This window comes from Streptomyces araujoniae, from assembly GCF_050871195.1.
Lineage (GTDB): Bacteria > Actinomycetota > Actinomycetes > Streptomycetales > Streptomycetaceae > Streptomyces > Streptomyces bacillaris.
Genome location: NZ_CP194070.1, coordinates 5,281,517 through 5,296,681, shown reverse-complemented (window position 1 = coordinate 5,296,681; position 15,165 = coordinate 5,281,517). Strand labels below are relative to the sequence as shown.

Here is a 15,165-nt window from a genome sequence, read left to right as displayed (position 1 = left end):
GTCACCCCGGCCGGGAAGGCCGCTCCTCATCCGGCCGGGAAGGCCGCCTCACCCGGCCGCCGCGCCACCGCCCCGGGCCACGCACTCCGCGAGGTGGTCGTCGACCAGACCGCAGGCCTGCATCAGGGCGTAGGCGGTGGTGGGGCCGACGAAGCGGATCGAGCGCTTCTTCAGCTCCTTGGCGAGCGCGGTGGACTCCGGGGTGGTGGCGGGCACGTCACCCAGTGTGCGCGGGGCGGGGCGGCCGGCCGGGTCGGGGGCGTACGACCAGATCAGCTCGTCCAGCTCCCCGGCCCGCCAGCCGGCCAGCACCTTCGCGTTGGCGAGGGTGGCGTCGACCTTGGCCCTGTTGCGGATGATGCCCGGGTCGGCGAGGAGCCGCTCCCGGTCGGTGCCGGTGAACTCGGCGACCTCGGCGATCCGGAATCCGGCGAAGGCGGTACGGAAGGTCTCGCGGCGGCGCAGGATCGTCAGCCAGGACAGGCCGGACTGGAACGCCTCCAGACAGAGCCGCTCGAACAGGGCGTCGTCCCCGTGGACCGGGCGGCCCCACTCGGTGTCGTGGTAGGCGAGGTAGTCGTCGGTGGCGAGACCCCAGGGGCAGCGCAGCCGCCCGTCCGGGGCGGCCGCGGCTCCGCCGTCGCTCATCGTCCGGCCTCCCCGCCGCGGTCCGCCTGCGCCGCGCCCCGGTCGCCCGGCTCGGCGGGCCGGTCCTCGCCCGGCTGCTTGAACAGATCGGTGCCCGTGCTCACCGCGGACGCCTGCGCCCCGGCCAGGGCGGACTCCAGCTCCGCGATCCGGGCGTCCCGCTCGGCCAGCTCGGCGCCGAGCCGGGAGAGCGCCTCGTCCACATCCGCCATCCGGTAGCCCCGGGCGGCCATGGGCAGGCGCAGCGCCTCCACGTCCGCCCGGCCGACCGGGCGGCTCGCGGGCAGCGGGTCGGTGAACCGCTCGGGCTCCACGTCCTGGAGCACGGCGCTCCCGCCACCGCCGACCACCGCGAGGGTGACCGCCGTGACGACCACGACCATCGTGAGCAGCAAGAACCAGAACACGCGCATCTCCCCGGGGGCAAAGACCTCGTCCGGCTCCGATGGTGCCATGCGGGACTGACAGATCGGAGCGACCACGGAAGGCCTTAGGGTCGCAGACGGGCCAACCGCGGGTCAGCGGCGGGCTGCGCGGGCTAGCTGAGGAGGAAGAACGGGATGCGGAGCGGTGCACTCAGGCTGGGGCGGCGGGAGTTCGGGCCGCACGAGCCGGTGATCATGGCGATCGTGAACCGGACCCCGGACTCCTTCTACGACCAGGGCGCCACGTTCCGGGACGAACCGGCGCTCGCCCGGGTCGAGCAGGCGGTGGCCGAGGGCGCCGCGATCATCGACATCGGCGGGGTGAAGGCCGGACCCGGCGAGGAGGTGAGCGCCGCGGAGGAGGCGCGCCGCACGGTGGGGTTCGTGGCGGAGGTCCGCCGCCGCCACCCGGACGTGGTGATCAGCGTGGACACCTGGCGCCACGACGTGGGCGAGGCGGTCTGCGAGGCCGGGGCGGACGTGCTGAACGACGCATGGGGCGGGGTCGACCCCAAGCTCGCGGAGGTGGCCGCGCGGTACGGGGCGGGTCTGGTCTGCACGCACGCGGGCGGTGCGGAGCCGCGCACCCGGCCGCACCGGATCGCGTACGAGGACGTCATGGCGGACATCCTGCGCGTGACCGTGGGCCTTGCGGAGCGGGCGGTCGGGCTCGGGGTGCGGCCGGACGGGATCATGATCGATCCCGGGCACGACTTCGGGAAGAACACCCGGCACTCGCTGGAGGCCACGCGCCGGCTGGAGGAGATGGCGGAGACGGGGTGGCCGGTGCTGGTCTCCCTGTCCAACAAGGACTTCGTGGGCGAGACGCTGGACCGGCCGGTGAAGGAGCGGGTGATCGGGACCCTGGCGACGACCGCGGTGTCGGCGTGGCTGGGGGCCCGGGTGTACCGGGTGCACGAGGTGGCGGAGACGCGGCAGGTGCTGGACATGGTGGCGTCGATCGCGGGGCACAGGCCTCCGGCGGTGGCGCGGCGGGGACTGGCGTAGTTCCCTGCCGCCTGCCCGGCGGGCGGGGCCGGGGCGCTGCCCCCGGGCCCCGCTCCTCAAGCGCCGGAGCGGCTGGAAAGGATCTCCTCGATCGCCGGACGGGCTTGATGGTGCCGGACGGGCCTGGTCGTGCCGGCGGGCTTGGTTGTAGCGGACCGGCCCGATGGTGCCGGAGGGGCTACATGGTGCCGGACGGGCTTGATGGTGCCGGTCCGGCGGTGGAGCCCGGGGGCGGGACGGCGGTCACCGCCCGACCTCCTTCGTCACCAGCGCCACCGCTTCGTCCACGTCGTCCGTCACGTGGAAGAGCAGCAGGTCCTTCTCCGAGGCCTTGCCGCCGGCGACCACCGTGTCGCGGAGCCAGTCGACCAGGCCGCCCCAGTAGGCGGCGCCGAAGAGGACGATCGGGAAGCGGGTCACCTTGCCGGTCTGGACGAGGGTGAGGGCCTCGAACAGCTCGTCCAGGGTGCCGAGACCGCCGGGGAGGACCACGAAGCCCTGCGCGTACTTCACGAACATCGTCTTGCGGACGAAGAAGTACCGGAAGTTGACGCCGATGTCGACGTGCGGGTTCAGTCCGGACTCGAAGGGCAGCTCGATACCGAGGCCGACCGAGACCCCCTTCGCCTCCCGCGCCCCCTTGTTGGCGGCCTCCATGGCACCCGGCCCGCCGCCCGTGATCACCGCGAAGCCCGCGTCGACCAGGGCCTTGCCGATCGCCACCCCGGCCTCGTACTCCGCCGATCCGACCGGGGTGCGGGCCGAGCCGAAGACGCTGATCGCGCTCGGCAGCTCGGCCAGCGCGCCGAAGCCCTCGACGAACTCCGACTGGATGCGCATCACCCGCCACGGGTCGGTGTGCACCCACTCGGAGTCGCCCTCGGAGTCCAGCAGCCGCTGATCGGTCGTGCCGGGCTGGACCTGCTCCCTGCGGCGCAGTACCGGACCCAGCCACTGTTCCTCGGGCGCCACCGCGCCCTCGGGGACCTCCGCGCCTCCGGGGATCCGTGCGTCCTCGGCGTTGCCCATGTTCCGCTCCCTCCACCGACCTGGGTCGTTCTGGGTCGGGCTGTGTCGTGCTGCGTCCGGCCAGCGTAGATCGGCGGAGGTTACGTACGGGGGAATGCCGTGCGTCGGGCGGTCAGAGGATCAGGAGGTCAGCCAGGAGCGGAGGCGGTCCTCGCAGTGGGTGATCTTCTCTACGACCACGTGCTCGTCGCGCTTGTGGGCGTACATCGGGTCGCCGGGGCCGTAGTTCACCGCCGGGATGCCGAGGCCGCCGAAGCGGGAGACGTCCGTCCAGCCGAACTTGGGCCGGGCGGTGCCGCCGACCGCCGCCATGAACGCCTGGGCGGCCGGGTGGGAGAGGCCGGGCATGGCCGCGCCCGAGTGGTCGTCGACGACGATCTCGGCCACCCCGCAGTCCGCGAAGACCTCCCGGACGTGGGCGACGGCCTCCTCCTCGGTGCGGTCGGGGGCGTACCGGTAGTTGACGACGACGGTGCAGGCGTCCGGGATGACGTTGGTGGCGACGCCGCCCTCGATGCCGACCGCGTTCAGCCCCTCGTGGTACTCCAGGCCGTCGATGACCGGGCGGCGGGGCTCGTACGCCGCCAGCTTCGCCAGGATCGGGGCGGCGGCGTGGACCGCGTTGGACCCCATCCAGCTGCGCGCCGAGTGCGCCCGCTCCCCCGTCGTACGGAGGTGGACGCGGAGCGTGCCCTGGCAGCCGCCCTCGACCTCGCCGTTGGAGGGCTCCAGGAGGACGGCGAAGTCCCCGGCGAGCCAGTCGGGGTGGGCGGTGGCGATGTGGCCGAGGCCGTTGAGGTGGGCGGCGACCTCTTCGTTGTCGTAGAAGATGAAGGTCAGGTCGCGGTTGGGTTCGGGGACCGTCGCGGCGATCCGGAGCTGGACCGCGACGCCGGCCTTCATGTCGGTGGTGCCGCAGCCCCAGAGGACGCCGTTCCCGTCGAGGCGGGAGGGGACGTTGTCGGCGATCGGCACGGTGTCGATGTGCCCGGCGAGGACGACACGCTCGGCGCGGCCGAGGTTCGTGCGGGCGACGACGTTGTTGCCGTGGCGGTCGACGGTCAGATGGGGCAGGCCGCGCAGCGCTGTCTCGATCGCGTCGGCGAGTGCCTTCTCCTCCCCGCTGACCGAGGGGAAGTCGACGAGCCGGGCGGTGAGCGCCGGGCCGTCCAGGGTCAGGTCAAGCGTGCTGTCGGACATGGCCCCGACCCTAGAGGACCGTGCGCCGGGCCCGGCCAGGGGCCCGGAGGGCCGGGCACGTCCGCCCCGGAAGCCCGGGGTGTCCGCCCCGGGCCCCGGGGGTGTCCATCCCGGAGGACCGGGGGTGTCCGCCCCGGAGGACCGGGGGCGTCCGCCCCGGAGGACCGGGGGTGTCCGCGCCGGGGACTGGGGTATCGGCCCCGGCCGAACCCTCCAGTACGGTGGGCCCGTGTCCCCGACAGCCAGCCCCGCCCGCCGTCGCCGCAGCCGCCTTCTCCGCTACGCGGCCGCCTTCGCCGTGCTCGCCGCCCTGGGTGGTTATCTGGCCGTCCAGTACGACTCCTCCACCACCGAGTCCGCGCCGCGCTGCGTGGTCCGGGCCCCGGAGGGGGACCACACGTACGAGATGAGCCTGCACCAGGCGGCGAACGCGGCGACGATCTCCGCCGTGGGCACCACGCGCGGGATGCCGGAGCGGGCGGTGACGATCGCCATCGCCACCGCGATCCAGGAGTCCACGCTCCGCAACATCGACTACGGCGACCGGGACTCGGTGGGCCTGTTCCAGCAGCGGCCCTCGCAGGGCTGGGGCACCGTGGAGCAGATCATGGACCCGGTCTACTCGGCCGGGGAGTTCTACGACCACCTCGCCAAGGTCCCCGGGTACTCCCGCCTCCCGCTGACCGTGGCGGCGCAGCGCGTGCAGCGCAGCGGGTTCCCGCAGGCGTACGCGAAGCACGAGCCGGACGCCGCGCTGCTGGCCGCCGCGCTGACCGGGCGCGAGCCCGCCGCCCTGAACTGCACGCCGTCGAAGAAGACCGGCCAGGACCCGGGCGACGCGGGGCAGGTGCGGGCCGAGCTGGTGCGCACCTTCGGCAAGGACGTCCTGCCCGCGACGAAGGCCGCCGGCCCCTCGGCCGCCGCCACCGTCTCGGTGCCCGTACCGGCGACGGCGGGAGCACAGGCCGGGGCGGAGGCGGACGGCGCGCCGCGGCGCGGCTGGGAGCTGGCGCACTGGGCGGTGGCGCACTCCCAGGAGCTGCGGATCGAGCGCGTGAGCTACGCCGACCGGATCTGGGAGGCCGGTTCCGGCTGGCGGACGGAACGCTCGAAGGAGAAGGAACCGGGCACGGCGGCGGTCGCCATCCGGGTCGCCCGGTAGTTCGGACCATCGCCCGTTCGGACCTTTGGGCCGAGCGCTCCACCCCTCTCGGGCCGCCCCTCCGGCAGTGCACCCGCACCCTCTCGATTCCCTTGCCGCCCAAGGGAAGTGACGGTTCGTCGAACGACTTCGGAATGGATCGTTTGCCCGGGTTCCTCCGCTGCGGATTATCGGACGCATTACCCACTCTTTACCTTCGGTCTCCGCAACCTTCCCTCCCCCACGACCGGTTGTCAGTGCGTCCGGCTCACCGGAACGCGTCGCATGAACCGCGTGAACCACATGGACCACGCGAACTGCGTGAAGCGCACGAATCATTGACTTCCCGTCGAAGGAGCACCATGTCCCTCCCCCTGACCCGTCGGATCGCTCGTACCGCGCTGCTGATCGCCGCGGGTGCGGCCCCCGTGGTCGGTGCGGCCGGCGCCGCGAGCGCCGCAGAGCTCCCCCAGACCCCGGACCTCGGCGGCCTGACCGCCCTCGACGGTGCCGGCCTCGGCAACACCGTGGACAGCGCCGCCCGCCAGGGCACCCAGGCCGCCGGCGAGACGGGCGGCCGCCTCGTGGGCACCGCCCTGCCGGCCGCCGGCGCCACCGTCGGCAAGACCGCCCGGGTGGCCGCCCCGGCCGTCCAGGAGACCGCCGGCCAGACCGCGGGCAGCGCGGGCGAGGCCCTCGGCGGCGTGGCCGACGCCGCGGCCGGCGGCCTGCCGACCGACTCGCTCACCCAGGGCGGCCTGCCCACCGACGGCCTCACCAAGGGCGGTCTGCCGCTGGACGGGCTGCCGATCGGCTGATCCACGGCCACGGCCACGGCCGCGTCCACACGTCACGTACGCGGGTCTCGTACCCACCTCACGTACGCGGGTCTCGTACCCACCTCACGTACGCAGGTCTCGTACGCGAGTACGCGGAAGGGCCCGGGGAGTGCGCACTCCCCGGGCCCTTCCGCGCGCCGTGGTCAGGACAGCCGCTTGACCGCCGCCGCCACCCGCTCGTCGGTCGCGGTGAACGCCACCCGGACGAAGGACTCGCCCGCCGGTCCGTAGAAGTCGCCGGGCGCCACCAGGATGCCCAGCTGGGCGAGGTACGCCACGGTCTCCCAGCACGGCTCGTCACGGGTCGCCCAGAGGTAGAGGCTCGCCTCGCTGTGCTCGATCCGGAAGCCGTGCGCCTCCAGGGCGGCGCGCAGGGCCAGGCGCCGGTCGGCGTACCGGGCGCGCTGCTCGGCCACGTGCGTGTCGTCCCCGAGGGCGGCGACGGTCGCCGCCTGGACGGGGGCGGGCGTCATCATCCCGCCGTGCTTGCGGATCAGCAGCAGCTCCCCGAGGACCGCCGCGTCGCCCGCGATGAACGCGGCCCGGTATCCGGCCAGGTTGGAGCGCTTGGAGAGCGAGTGGACGGCGACGATCCCCTCGTAGTGGCCGCCGCAGACGTCCGGGTGGAGGACCGAGACCGGTTCGGCGTCCCAGCCCAGCTCCAGGTAGCACTCGTCGCTGAAGACGAGCACCCCGTGCTCACGCGCCCAGGCGACGATCCGGACCAGCTCGTCCTTGGCCAGCACCCGGCCGGTGGGGTTGGAGGGCGAGTTGAGCCAGAGCAGCTTCAGCCCGGCCGGGTCCAGCTCGGTCGGGTCGTCGTAGACGACGGGCTCGGCGCCGCAGAGCCGGGCGCCGACCTCGTACGTCGGGTAGGCGAGGCGCGGGTAGGCGACCTGGTCGCCCGGGCCGAGCCCGAGCTGCGTCGGCAGCCAGGCCACCAGTTCCTTGGAGCCGACGACCGGCAGCACGTTGGCGTGCGTCACGCCGGTCGCGCCGAGCCGCCGCTCCACCCAGCCGGTGAGCGCGTCGCGCAGGGCCTCGGTCCCCCACACCGTCGGATAGCCGGGGCTGTCGGCGGCGGCGACGAGCGCCCGCCGGATCACCTCGGGCACCGGGTCGACCGGCGTGCCGACGGAGAGGTCCACGATGCCGTCCGGGTGGGCCTGGGCCGTGGTCTTGTACGGCGTGAGCCTGTCCCAGGGGAAGGCCGGGAGGCGGGAGGAGACTGCGGACACGGGGCGGCTCTGCTTTCTGGGGCTGTTCGGGGACCGGCGGCCGTAGGCGGAACGGACCGCGCGACCGTACGGGGACGCATCCCGCGGTCGTCCGGGGACGGGCCTCGCCGTCGTACGGGGGTACGCCTCGGTCCCGTACGGTGACGGGCCGTACGGGACCGGGCTTGCGCTCGTGGTGCGGCCGCTTACTGGTTCTGCGGCGGCAGCCCGGCGATGAAGGAGTGGTCGCGCTCGATGAGGCCCAGCTTGGAGGCACCGCCCGGCGAGCCGAGGTCGTCGAAGAACTCGACGTTCGCCTTGTAGTAGTCCTTCCACTCCTCCGGGGTGTCGTCCTCGTAGAAGATGGCCTCGACCGGGCAGACCGGCTCACAGGCTCCGCAGTCGACGCATTCGTCCGGGTGGATGTACAAGGACCGCTGGCCCTCGTAGATGCAGTCGACGGGGCACTCCTCGATGCAGGCCTTGTCCTTCACGTCGACACAAGGCTGCGCGATGACGTAGGTCACGCTGTCGTTCCTCCTCGGTAGGGCGTTGGCTCTCGCGCGGGAGCGCGGCGTCGTCGATGCCCGCCCCTAGTATCTCCGTTCTCGGGCACGATCCGAACAGGAGGGGCGGACAGAGCTGTGGAATTCACCATGGGCGGACGGCTGGAAGTCCGCATCACACCGGCTGACGTGGGCAAACGCGTCTCGGTCAGGCGGCGTTCCGCGGGGGGCGGCTCCGGCGCGGAGTTCACCGACACGGTCGGCGTTCTCACATCATGGAACGACGGTGTGGTCGCGATCACACGGAAGAGTGGCGAGTCGGTCCGCATCCTGGAATCGACCCTGGTCGCGGGCAAGGTCGTGCCCGCCGCCCCGGCCCGCAGGCGGGGCCCGGCCGCCTCCTTCGCGGAGCTGGCCGCCGTCACCGCGCGCGCCTGGCAGCCGGTGGAGAGCGAGCCGCTGGGCGAGTGGCGGCTGCGCGCCGCGGGCGGCTTCACCCGCCGCGCCAACTCCGTGCTGCCGCTCGGGGATCCGGGGCTGCCGCTCGGCGAGGCGTTCGATCGGATCGAGCAGTGGTACGGGGAGCGGGGCCTGCCCCCGTACGTCCAGACGGCGACCGGGGCCGAGGGCGCGCAGGAGACGCTCTGCGCGGAGCTGGAGCGGCGGGGCTGGCGGCGCGAGGTGACGGCGGAGGTGCGGATCGCCGCGCTGGCACCGGTCGGTGACCTGGACGCGGACGTGTCCGCGGTGCGGCTGGCCCGCGAGCCGGACGCGGCCTGGCTCTCCCGCTACCAGCGCTTCTCCACCCCCGGCCCCCATGTGCTGCGGGTGCTGGGCAGCGGCCCTTCGGTCTGGTTCGCCACGGTGGCCGGCGGGGCCCGGGGCGAGGGTGCGGGGGCGGGCTCCGGTGACGGTGAGCCGCCCGCCGCGATCGGGCGGTGTGTCGTGGACGGGCGGTGGGCCGGGTTCATGGCCGTCGAGGTCGCCCCCGAGCACCGGCGGCGCGGACTGGCCACGGCGGTGATGGCGGCCCTGGCCCGCCGGGCCCTGGACGAGGGCGCATCGGCGGCCTGGCTCCAGGTGGAGGAGGACAATGAGGGGGCAGGGGCGCTGTACGACGGCATGGGCTTCGCCCCGCACCACCGGTACCACCACTTCCGGCCCGCGTAGCGGAGAGCGGGGGCAGCGGGTCCGGCGGGGCGGCCCGCAACGGCAGGGGGCGGAATCGCGGGTTGGCGGCGGAGGCCGGGCGGCCCGCGGAGGCGGGGCAGCGCTCAGCGGGTGGGACAGCCCGCAGCGGTAGGGCAGCAAGGACGAGCAGGGGCATGGGTCGCATATGAGCGCGCAGGATTCCGTTACGGCCGACCGGCGGCGGCAGTTCGCCGAGGAGGCCCGGTCCGAGCGGCCGGATCTCGCCCTGCTCTGTCTGCTGCTGGGCGCGGAGGCGGGCCCGGTCGGCCCGGAGGAGCCGCGTCCGGTCCGGCCGGGGGACGCCTCCCCGGACCCGTACGGGATCGACGCGGCCCAGATCGAACTGGACCGGCTCGCCGGGCTGCTGCCCCATGGCATCCGCACCCCCGTCGGCTGGGCCGGCGCCCTGGCCGGACTGCTCGGTGAGCGGCACGAGTTCGGCGGCTCGCCGGCGGACTACCAGCGGCTGGAGTCCTCGCTCCTCCAGCAGGTGCTGCGGCGCCGCCGGGGGCTGCCGATCCTGCTCTCGGTGGTCTGGATCGAGGTCGCCCGGCGGGCCGGCGCCCCGGTGTACGGGGTGGCGCTGCCCGGTCACTTCGTCGTGGGCTTCGGGGACCCGGAACATCCGGTGCTGGTCGACCCGTTCACCGGAGGCGCGCCGCTGACCGGTGAGGAGGCCGGGCTGTTCGTGGCCGGGGCGACGGGGGCCCGGCTGGAGCCGTCCATGCTGGCACCGGCCCGGCCGCTGGAGATCGTGCTGCGCATCCTGAACAACATCCGGGCCTGGGCCGCCGCCCGCCCCGAGCGCACGGACGTCTCCCTCTGGGCGGTGGACCTCTCGCTGCTGCTCCCCTCGCACCCGGCCCGGCTGCGGTACGAACGGGCCCAGCTCCTGGTCCAGCGCGGGGAGTTCCAGCGCGGGGCGGCGGAGATGGAGGAGTACGCGGAGGTGCTCGACACCATCGAGCCGACGACGGCCGAGACGGTCCGGCACAAGGCCCAGGCGGCCCGGGCACTGCTGAACTGAGCGCGGCCCGGCCGGATTTCGGCGCGGATCACGGCCGGAAACGTATACCCCTGCCTGCCCTCATCAGTCGGATTCAGCCGTTCCACCACCCCGTGCGCTCCCGCTGTACATCCGAACGCCCCCATCCGCGCCCATCAGGCACGGGAATCCGCCAATTCGTCGGCGCGGCCGAATGTTCATGCGCTCCACTGGAGACCCGTCACCCGACGCGCACACGCCATCGCATTCTGCGATACGTCTGTAGTGCGCGCGCCAGGAGAGAAATGCCGAGGGCAGCTTGATGACAACCGTTCTGCTGGTCCACACCGTGCCTCTGTGGCGCGCTTCGCTGGCCTCCCTGCTCGGCGCGGGGCAGGGAATAGAGGTGACGACCGCCGACCGGGAGGCGATACGCCCGGCACTCGCGGGCTCGGGACCAGTACCGGATGTGATCCTCACCGACCTGGACTGTCCGGACTCCCTGGACCTGCTGAAGGAGGTGCGGTCGCTGGCCGAACCGCACGGCCGGGGCTGCCCGTTGGCGGTCCTCACCCGCAGCGACCGGCCGCGCGGGCTGCGCCGGGCCTACGAGGCGGGCGCCCGCGGCTATATCGACAAGTACCGGCCGGTGGACGATCTCGCCGAGGTCATGCACAAACTGGCCGACGGCGGGCGGCATATCGACGAGTCACTTGCCTTCAGCCTGTTACAAGTGGCCGACATGCCCTTATCCCCCCGGGAATTGAGCGTGCTCTCCCTGGCCGAGGGCGGGGAAACCGTCACGGGTATCGCGGGGCGGCTGCATCTCACCCAGGGGACGGTCCGCAATTACCTCGCCGCCGCCATTCGGAAGTCCGGCGCGCGCAATCGGGTGGACGCGATCAGACGGGCGAAGGAGGCGGGGTGGATTTGACCCCGCCGCCACGGGACGCGGCGTTCGACGACCCGTTCGAGCGGCCGTTCTCACGGACCGGCCCGGCCAACCCCTTCGACCGGGCGTCGTCACGCAGAAACCCGTTCGACCCGTCGTCGTTACCGAGCATCCCGTTCGACGCGCCGTCGTCGCGGAGCGGATCGTTCGACCCGCCGTCGTCACCGGGCGACCCGTTCGGCCCGCCGTCGTCACGGAGCGGATCGTTCGGCCCGCCGTCGTCACGGAGCGGATCGTTCGGCCCGCCGTCGTCACGGAGCGGATCGTTCGGCCCGCCGTCGTCACGGAGCGGCTGGTCCGGTTCCCAGAGGCCGGCCAGGTCCCGGTAGAGCGCCGAGGTGCGCAGCAGCTCCGCCGAGGTGCCGCAGCGGGTGCGGGGGCCGTCCATCACCAGGATCCGGTCGGCGCGGTGGGCGGAGCTGAGGCGGTGGGCGACGACCACCAGGGCGCTGGGCAGCGCTGCGAAGGCCTCTTCGGCGCGGGTCTCGGCCGCCGGGTCGAGCCGGCTGGTGGCCTCGTCCAGCACGATGAGCGGCGGGGCCGCCAGATGGGCCCGGCCGAGGGCGACGAGCTGGCGTTCCCCCTGGGAGAGCCGGTCCGGTTCGACGGGGGCGTCCAGGGAGCCGAGCCGGGTGAGCAGGGGGTCCAGGCCGAGCGCGTCGACGGTGGCGGCCAGTTCCCGGTCGGTCGCGTCGGGGCACAGGTACCGGAGGTTGTCCCGCAGTGAACCGGTGAACACGTACGCGTGCTGGGGCAGCAGAACCCGTACGGAGGTGGCGTCGGCCGCCCGCACCGGCCGCCCGAGCCACCGCACGGAGCCCGCACCGGGCGTCTCCACCCCCGCCAGGACGGCGGCGAGCGTCGACTTGCCGCTGCCGCTCGGCCCGACGACGGCCAGGTGCTCGCCGGGGGCGACGGTGAGCGAGAGCCGGTCCAGGACGGGGCGCGCGGCGGGCCCGTAGGCGAAGGTGACGGTGTCCAGTTCGGCGACGGGGGCGTGGCGCGGCGGGGACGCGCCCCGGTCGTGACCGTCGAGCCCCCGGCTGTGACCCTGTCCGTGACCGTGCGCCCGAGCGTCGTCTCCGTCCTCGGCCGGGGGCGGCGGCGCGTCCGTGAACCGGTCCAGGACCACCAGCAGCCGGCCGCCGACCGTGGAGAGCATGGTCATCAGCGCCTGGACCGCCGGGGCCAGGGCCTGGGTGAGGTAGGTGAGCGCGCCGACGAGCGCGCCCGGCGTGAGGCCGTCGCGGAGCAGCCACGGGGCGCCGAGCAGCAGGAGCAGGGGCGGGAAGCGCCCGCAGACCGCCAGGGCCACCACCCGTACGCCGGACCACCGGGCCAGTGAACGGGCCGCGCGGACCTGCGCGTCGGCCAGTTCCCCGGACTCCGTCACGGTGCGGGCGGCGGCTCCGGCGGCGGCGATGTCCCGCAGGTCGGCGGCGGTCCGGCCCGCGTGGGCGGCGTACGCCTCGTCGGCGGTGAGGTAGTCGCGCTGGCGGGCGGCCATCGGCACCAGGGTGGCCAGGAAGAGACCGGCGCCCAGGACGAGCGGGGGCAGCACGAGGAGCAGGAGCCGCGGCTCCAGGGCCAGCAGCCCCGCCACCGCTCCGGCCACCGTGAACACGAACGACCGGAGCGTCAGGACGAGTCCGGCCCAGCCGTCCCGGGCGATCTCGCTCTGGTGGGTGACCTGGGAGAGGGAGCGGGCGGTGGTGCCGGTGGGGTGTTCGAGGGCACCGACGAGCGCGCGGGAGACCGCGCGCCGCACGAGCCCGTCGCGCAGCGGTTCCACCAGGTCCGCGAGCCGTCCGAAGACCCCGCGGGTGGCGAGCTGGGCGGGGAGGACGGCCACGGCGGCGACGGCCAGCCAGAGCAGGCCGGTGAGCGGGCGCCCGGCGAGGAAGCCGTGGTCCAGTGCCCGGGCGACGCCGTAGCCGCCCAGGAAGGTCTGGACGAACTCCAGCAGGGACCAGCCGCCCAGCCGCAGGACGGTTCCGGTGCGGGCGCGGAGGAAGGGGCGGGCGTCGCGGGTGACCCGGGTGAGGGGGCCGGGGCGACGGGCCGTTCGGGGTGCTTTCACCGGGCCTCCACTTCCGTACGGGCCCGTGGAAGCGCCCCTTCCGCTCCTGGCCCTTCGTCCGCCTCCGCCATCTCCTCCGCCTCACCCGTCTCCGTACGGAAGACCGCCCGGTACTCCGGATCGGCCCACAGTTCCTCGTGCGTGCCCGTCGCCCGGACGCGGCCGTCCTCCAGCCAGAGGACCTGGTCGGCGCGGGCGGCCGAGGAGAGGCGGTGGGCCACGATCACCCGGGTGCAGCGCCCGGCCCGCTCGTCGAGGGCGCGGCGGACGTGGTGCTCGGTGACGGTGTCGAGGCCGGAGAGGGCGTCGTCCAGGATCAGCAGCCGTCCGGGATGGGCGAACGCGCGTGCCAGGCCCAGCCGTTGGCGTTCGCCGCCGGAGAGCGGGGCGTCGGTGAGCGGGGTGGCGTAGCCGTACGGGAGGAGTCCCACGAACCCGTCCGCGCGGGCGGCGCGCGCCCCCTCCCGTACCGCGGCGGGCCCGGCGGTCCACGGCCCGAAGGCGATCGTGTCCTCGACCGTGGTGCCGGGCAGGGCCGGGCGGGCGAAGGCGTAGGCGATCTCGGGGCGCAGACGGGCGGGTTCCATGGCGGTCAGGGGGATCCCGTCGAGGAGCACGGTCCCGGTGTCCGGGTCGAGCAGCCGTCCGACGACCGCCGCGAAGACCGACTTGCCGGAGCCCGAGCGGCCGACGACGGCGAGGGACGTTCCGCCGGGGACGGTGAGGTGCACGCCGGTGAGCAGCGGCTTTCGGTCCGGTTCGCCGTCGGGCAGTGTTTCCCCCCCCTGTTCGTCTGCCTGCTTTCCGTCCTGCTTTCCGCCCTGTTCGTCTTGCCGCTTTCCGTCCTGTACGACCCCGACGTCCCGGAGTTCGAGGTGGCCCGGGCCGCCGTGGGGCGGGCCCAGCCCCTCGTGCGGCAGCGGGTCCAGGGTGAGCAGCGGGTCCAGGGTGCGGGCGGCGGCGCGGCTGCGGGCGAGGGCGCCGAGCGCTCCGGTGAGGGAGCCGATGCCGACGGCGAGGGCCGCGTACCGGGAGGCGGCGACGAGGTCCCCGACGCCGATCGCGCCCGCCTGGAGCCGGAGTCCGCCGACCGCGAGGACCAGCAGCATGAGGAGGGGCAGCAGCAGGGCGCTCTGCCCGGCGGCCCGCCCGTACACGGTCCAGGTGCGTCGGCCGTGGGCCGCCAGGGTGGTGAGCGGTTCGAGGATACGGCGGTACTCGCGGGCTCCGGTGCGGGCGGCGCGGATGGTGTCGGCGCCGTCGAGGGCCTCGGTGAGGCGGTGGGCGATGACGGACTGGGCGCGCTGGTAGTCGGCCCCGGCGTCGGCGGTACGGCGGGTGAAGGTGTGCAGGAGAGCGACGAGGAGGGGCGCGCCGAGCAGGAAGGCGGCGGCCGTCCAGGGGTCGATGACGAAGAGGCCGACGATCGCGCCGAGCGGGAGCAGGACGCCCGCGACGGCCCCGGCGGCGGTGACGGGCGCGGTCGCCGCGTCGGCGGTGCGGGCGGTGAGCCGGGCGGTGAGGTCCCCGGTCGGCACGGCGAGGGCGCGGCGGGGTTCGGCGGCCAGGACCCGGGCGGTGGTGCGAGTGCGGAGGTGGGCGGTGAGCCGGGCTCCGGTGCTGGTGGTGAGCACGGCGGCGCCCGCGTCGAACCCGGTCTCGGCGAGGGTCAGTACGGCGCAGAGCAGCAGCCCCGCCCAGGGCACGGCTCCGCCGTCGACGAGCCGGTCGACGGTGTGTCCGAGGGCGGCGGGGAGGGCGAGGGCGGCGAGCGCCCCGCCGGTGGAGCAGAGGAAGAGCGCGAGGAGGGCGCCCGGGTGGCGCCGGGCGAGCCGGCGTGCGCCGGAGGGCGCCGGAGGACGGAGGCGGGGGCGGGGTTTCGGCCGCACGTGGTCTCCCTTTCCGGACCCGTGTCGATCGGTGGGCGCGCGCGGACAGACGTAC

Annotated in this window: 14 protein-coding genes; 6 read left to right on the top strand and 8 right to left on the bottom strand. The window is 74.4% G+C overall.

From position 1 onward, the window contains the following. Positions 1 to 48: 48 nt before the first annotated feature. A complete protein-coding gene (locus tag ACQ9ZG_RS22930) occupies positions 49 to 648 on the bottom strand; it encodes a DNA-3-methyladenine glycosylase I (protein WP_109914754.1) in 600 nt (199 codons plus the stop codon). Beyond that, a complete protein-coding gene (locus ACQ9ZG_RS22925; protein ID WP_232790314.1) occupies positions 645 to 1,061 on the bottom strand; it encodes a cell division protein DivIVA in 417 nt (138 codons plus the stop codon). Before ACQ9ZG_RS22925 ends, ACQ9ZG_RS22930 begins: the two co-directional genes overlap by 4 nt. Positions 1,062 to 1,208: 147 nt before the next feature. Between ACQ9ZG_RS22925 and folP the strand changes: the two genes are divergently transcribed. Beyond that, positions 1,209 to 2,081 carry a dihydropteroate synthase gene (gene folP, locus ACQ9ZG_RS22920; protein ID WP_028416233.1) on the top strand — a complete coding sequence of 291 codons (873 nt, stop codon included), beginning with the start codon at positions 1,209 to 1,211 and terminating at the stop codon, positions 2,079 to 2,081. A gap of 243 nt (positions 2,082 to 2,324) precedes the next feature. Here folP and ACQ9ZG_RS22915 read toward each other — a convergent pair whose 3' ends face one another. Further along, on the bottom strand, positions 2,325 to 3,110 hold the full coding sequence (locus ACQ9ZG_RS22915) for an LOG family protein (RefSeq protein ID WP_084992418.1): 786 nt from the start codon (positions 3,108 to 3,110) through the stop codon (positions 2,325 to 2,327). Positions 3,111 to 3,230: 120 nt separating this feature from the next. Then, complete coding sequence (dapE, locus tag ACQ9ZG_RS22910; protein ID WP_028416231.1) at positions 3,231 to 4,310, bottom strand: succinyl-diaminopimelate desuccinylase; 1,080 nt, start codon at positions 4,308 to 4,310, stop codon at positions 3,231 to 3,233. 229 nt (positions 4,311 to 4,539) lie between these two features. Here dapE and ACQ9ZG_RS22905 point away from each other — a divergent pair, with 229 nt between their 5' ends. Further along, positions 4,540 to 5,472 (top strand): VldE C-terminal domain-containing protein, encoded by a 933-nt coding sequence (locus tag ACQ9ZG_RS22905; protein WP_084992420.1) that lies wholly within the window; start codon positions 4,540 to 4,542, stop codon positions 5,470 to 5,472. 341 nt (positions 5,473 to 5,813) lie between these two features. Then, complete coding sequence (locus ACQ9ZG_RS22900; protein WP_499281182.1) at positions 5,814 to 6,269, top strand: ATP-binding protein; 456 nt, start codon at positions 5,814 to 5,816, stop codon at positions 6,267 to 6,269. 164 nt (positions 6,270 to 6,433) lie between these two features. On the opposite strand, the gene dapC is transcribed toward ACQ9ZG_RS22900, so the two are convergent. After that, the gene (gene dapC / locus ACQ9ZG_RS22895) at positions 6,434 to 7,528 is read right to left on the bottom strand and encodes a succinyldiaminopimelate transaminase (RefSeq protein ID WP_109917695.1); all 1,095 of its coding nucleotides are present in this window, start codon (positions 7,526 to 7,528) and stop codon (positions 6,434 to 6,436) included. A gap of 185 nt (positions 7,529 to 7,713) precedes the next feature. Next, positions 7,714 to 8,034 carry a ferredoxin gene (fdxA, locus tag ACQ9ZG_RS22890; RefSeq protein ID WP_018489192.1) on the bottom strand — a complete coding sequence of 107 codons (321 nt, stop codon included), beginning with the start codon at positions 8,032 to 8,034 and terminating at the stop codon, positions 7,714 to 7,716. Between the two features lie 117 nt (positions 8,035 to 8,151). On the opposite strand from fdxA, the gene ACQ9ZG_RS22885 reads away from it, so the two are divergent. The 3 genes from ACQ9ZG_RS22885 to ACQ9ZG_RS22875 all read left to right on the top strand — a co-directional run bounded on the left by ACQ9ZG_RS22885 (position 8,152) and on the right by ACQ9ZG_RS22875 (position 11,123). Beyond that, positions 8,152 to 9,183 (top strand): GNAT family N-acetyltransferase, encoded by a 1,032-nt coding sequence (locus ACQ9ZG_RS22885; RefSeq protein WP_499281181.1) that lies wholly within the window; start codon positions 8,152 to 8,154, stop codon positions 9,181 to 9,183. 166 nt (positions 9,184 to 9,349) lie between these two features. After that, a complete protein-coding gene (locus tag ACQ9ZG_RS22880) occupies positions 9,350 to 10,231 on the top strand; it encodes a transglutaminase family protein (protein ID WP_028416226.1) in 882 nt (293 codons plus the stop codon). Between the two features lie 280 nt (positions 10,232 to 10,511). Then, the gene (locus ACQ9ZG_RS22875) at positions 10,512 to 11,123 is read left to right on the top strand and encodes a response regulator transcription factor (protein WP_018489195.1); all 612 of its coding nucleotides are present in this window, start codon (positions 10,512 to 10,514) and stop codon (positions 11,121 to 11,123) included. Here ACQ9ZG_RS22875 and ACQ9ZG_RS22870 read toward each other — a convergent pair. After that, positions 11,092 to 13,221 (bottom strand): ATP-binding cassette domain-containing protein, encoded by a 2,130-nt coding sequence (locus ACQ9ZG_RS22870; protein WP_499281180.1) that lies wholly within the window; start codon positions 13,219 to 13,221, stop codon positions 11,092 to 11,094. The two genes, ACQ9ZG_RS22875 and ACQ9ZG_RS22870, sit on opposite strands and share 32 nt — an antisense overlap. Beyond that, the gene (locus ACQ9ZG_RS22865) at positions 13,218 to 15,110 is read right to left on the bottom strand and encodes an ABC transporter ATP-binding protein (RefSeq protein WP_499281179.1); all 1,893 of its coding nucleotides are present in this window, start codon (positions 15,108 to 15,110) and stop codon (positions 13,218 to 13,220) included. Before ACQ9ZG_RS22865 ends, ACQ9ZG_RS22870 begins: the two co-directional genes overlap by 4 nt. Positions 15,111 to 15,165 lie beyond the last annotated feature (55 nt).

Bases quoted from the DNA above. Each gene is read 5' to 3' on its own strand.
- ACQ9ZG_RS22925 (WP_232790314.1), bottom strand. From the start codon at position 1,061: ATGCGCGTGTTCTGGTTCTTGCTGCTCACGATGGTCGTGGTCGTCACG.
- ACQ9ZG_RS22915 (WP_084992418.1), bottom strand. From the start codon at position 3,110: ATGGGCAACGCCGAGGACGCACGGATCCCCGGAGGCGCGGAGGTCCCC.
- ACQ9ZG_RS22875 (WP_018489195.1), top strand. From the start codon at position 10,512: ATGACAACCGTTCTGCTGGTCCACACCGTGCCTCTGTGGCGCGCTTCG.
- ACQ9ZG_RS22930 (WP_109914754.1), bottom strand. From the start codon at position 648: ATGAGCGACGGCGGAGCCGCGGCCGCCCCGGACGGGCGGCTGCGCTGC.
- dapE (WP_028416231.1), bottom strand. From the start codon at position 4,310: ATGTCCGACAGCACGCTTGACCTGACCCTGGACGGCCCGGCGCTCACC.
- ACQ9ZG_RS22880 (WP_028416226.1), top strand. From the start codon at position 9,350: ATGAGCGCGCAGGATTCCGTTACGGCCGACCGGCGGCGGCAGTTCGCC.
- folP (WP_028416233.1), top strand. From the start codon at position 1,209: ATGCGGAGCGGTGCACTCAGGCTGGGGCGGCGGGAGTTCGGGCCGCAC.
- ACQ9ZG_RS22900 (WP_499281182.1), top strand. From the start codon at position 5,814: ATGTCCCTCCCCCTGACCCGTCGGATCGCTCGTACCGCGCTGCTGATC.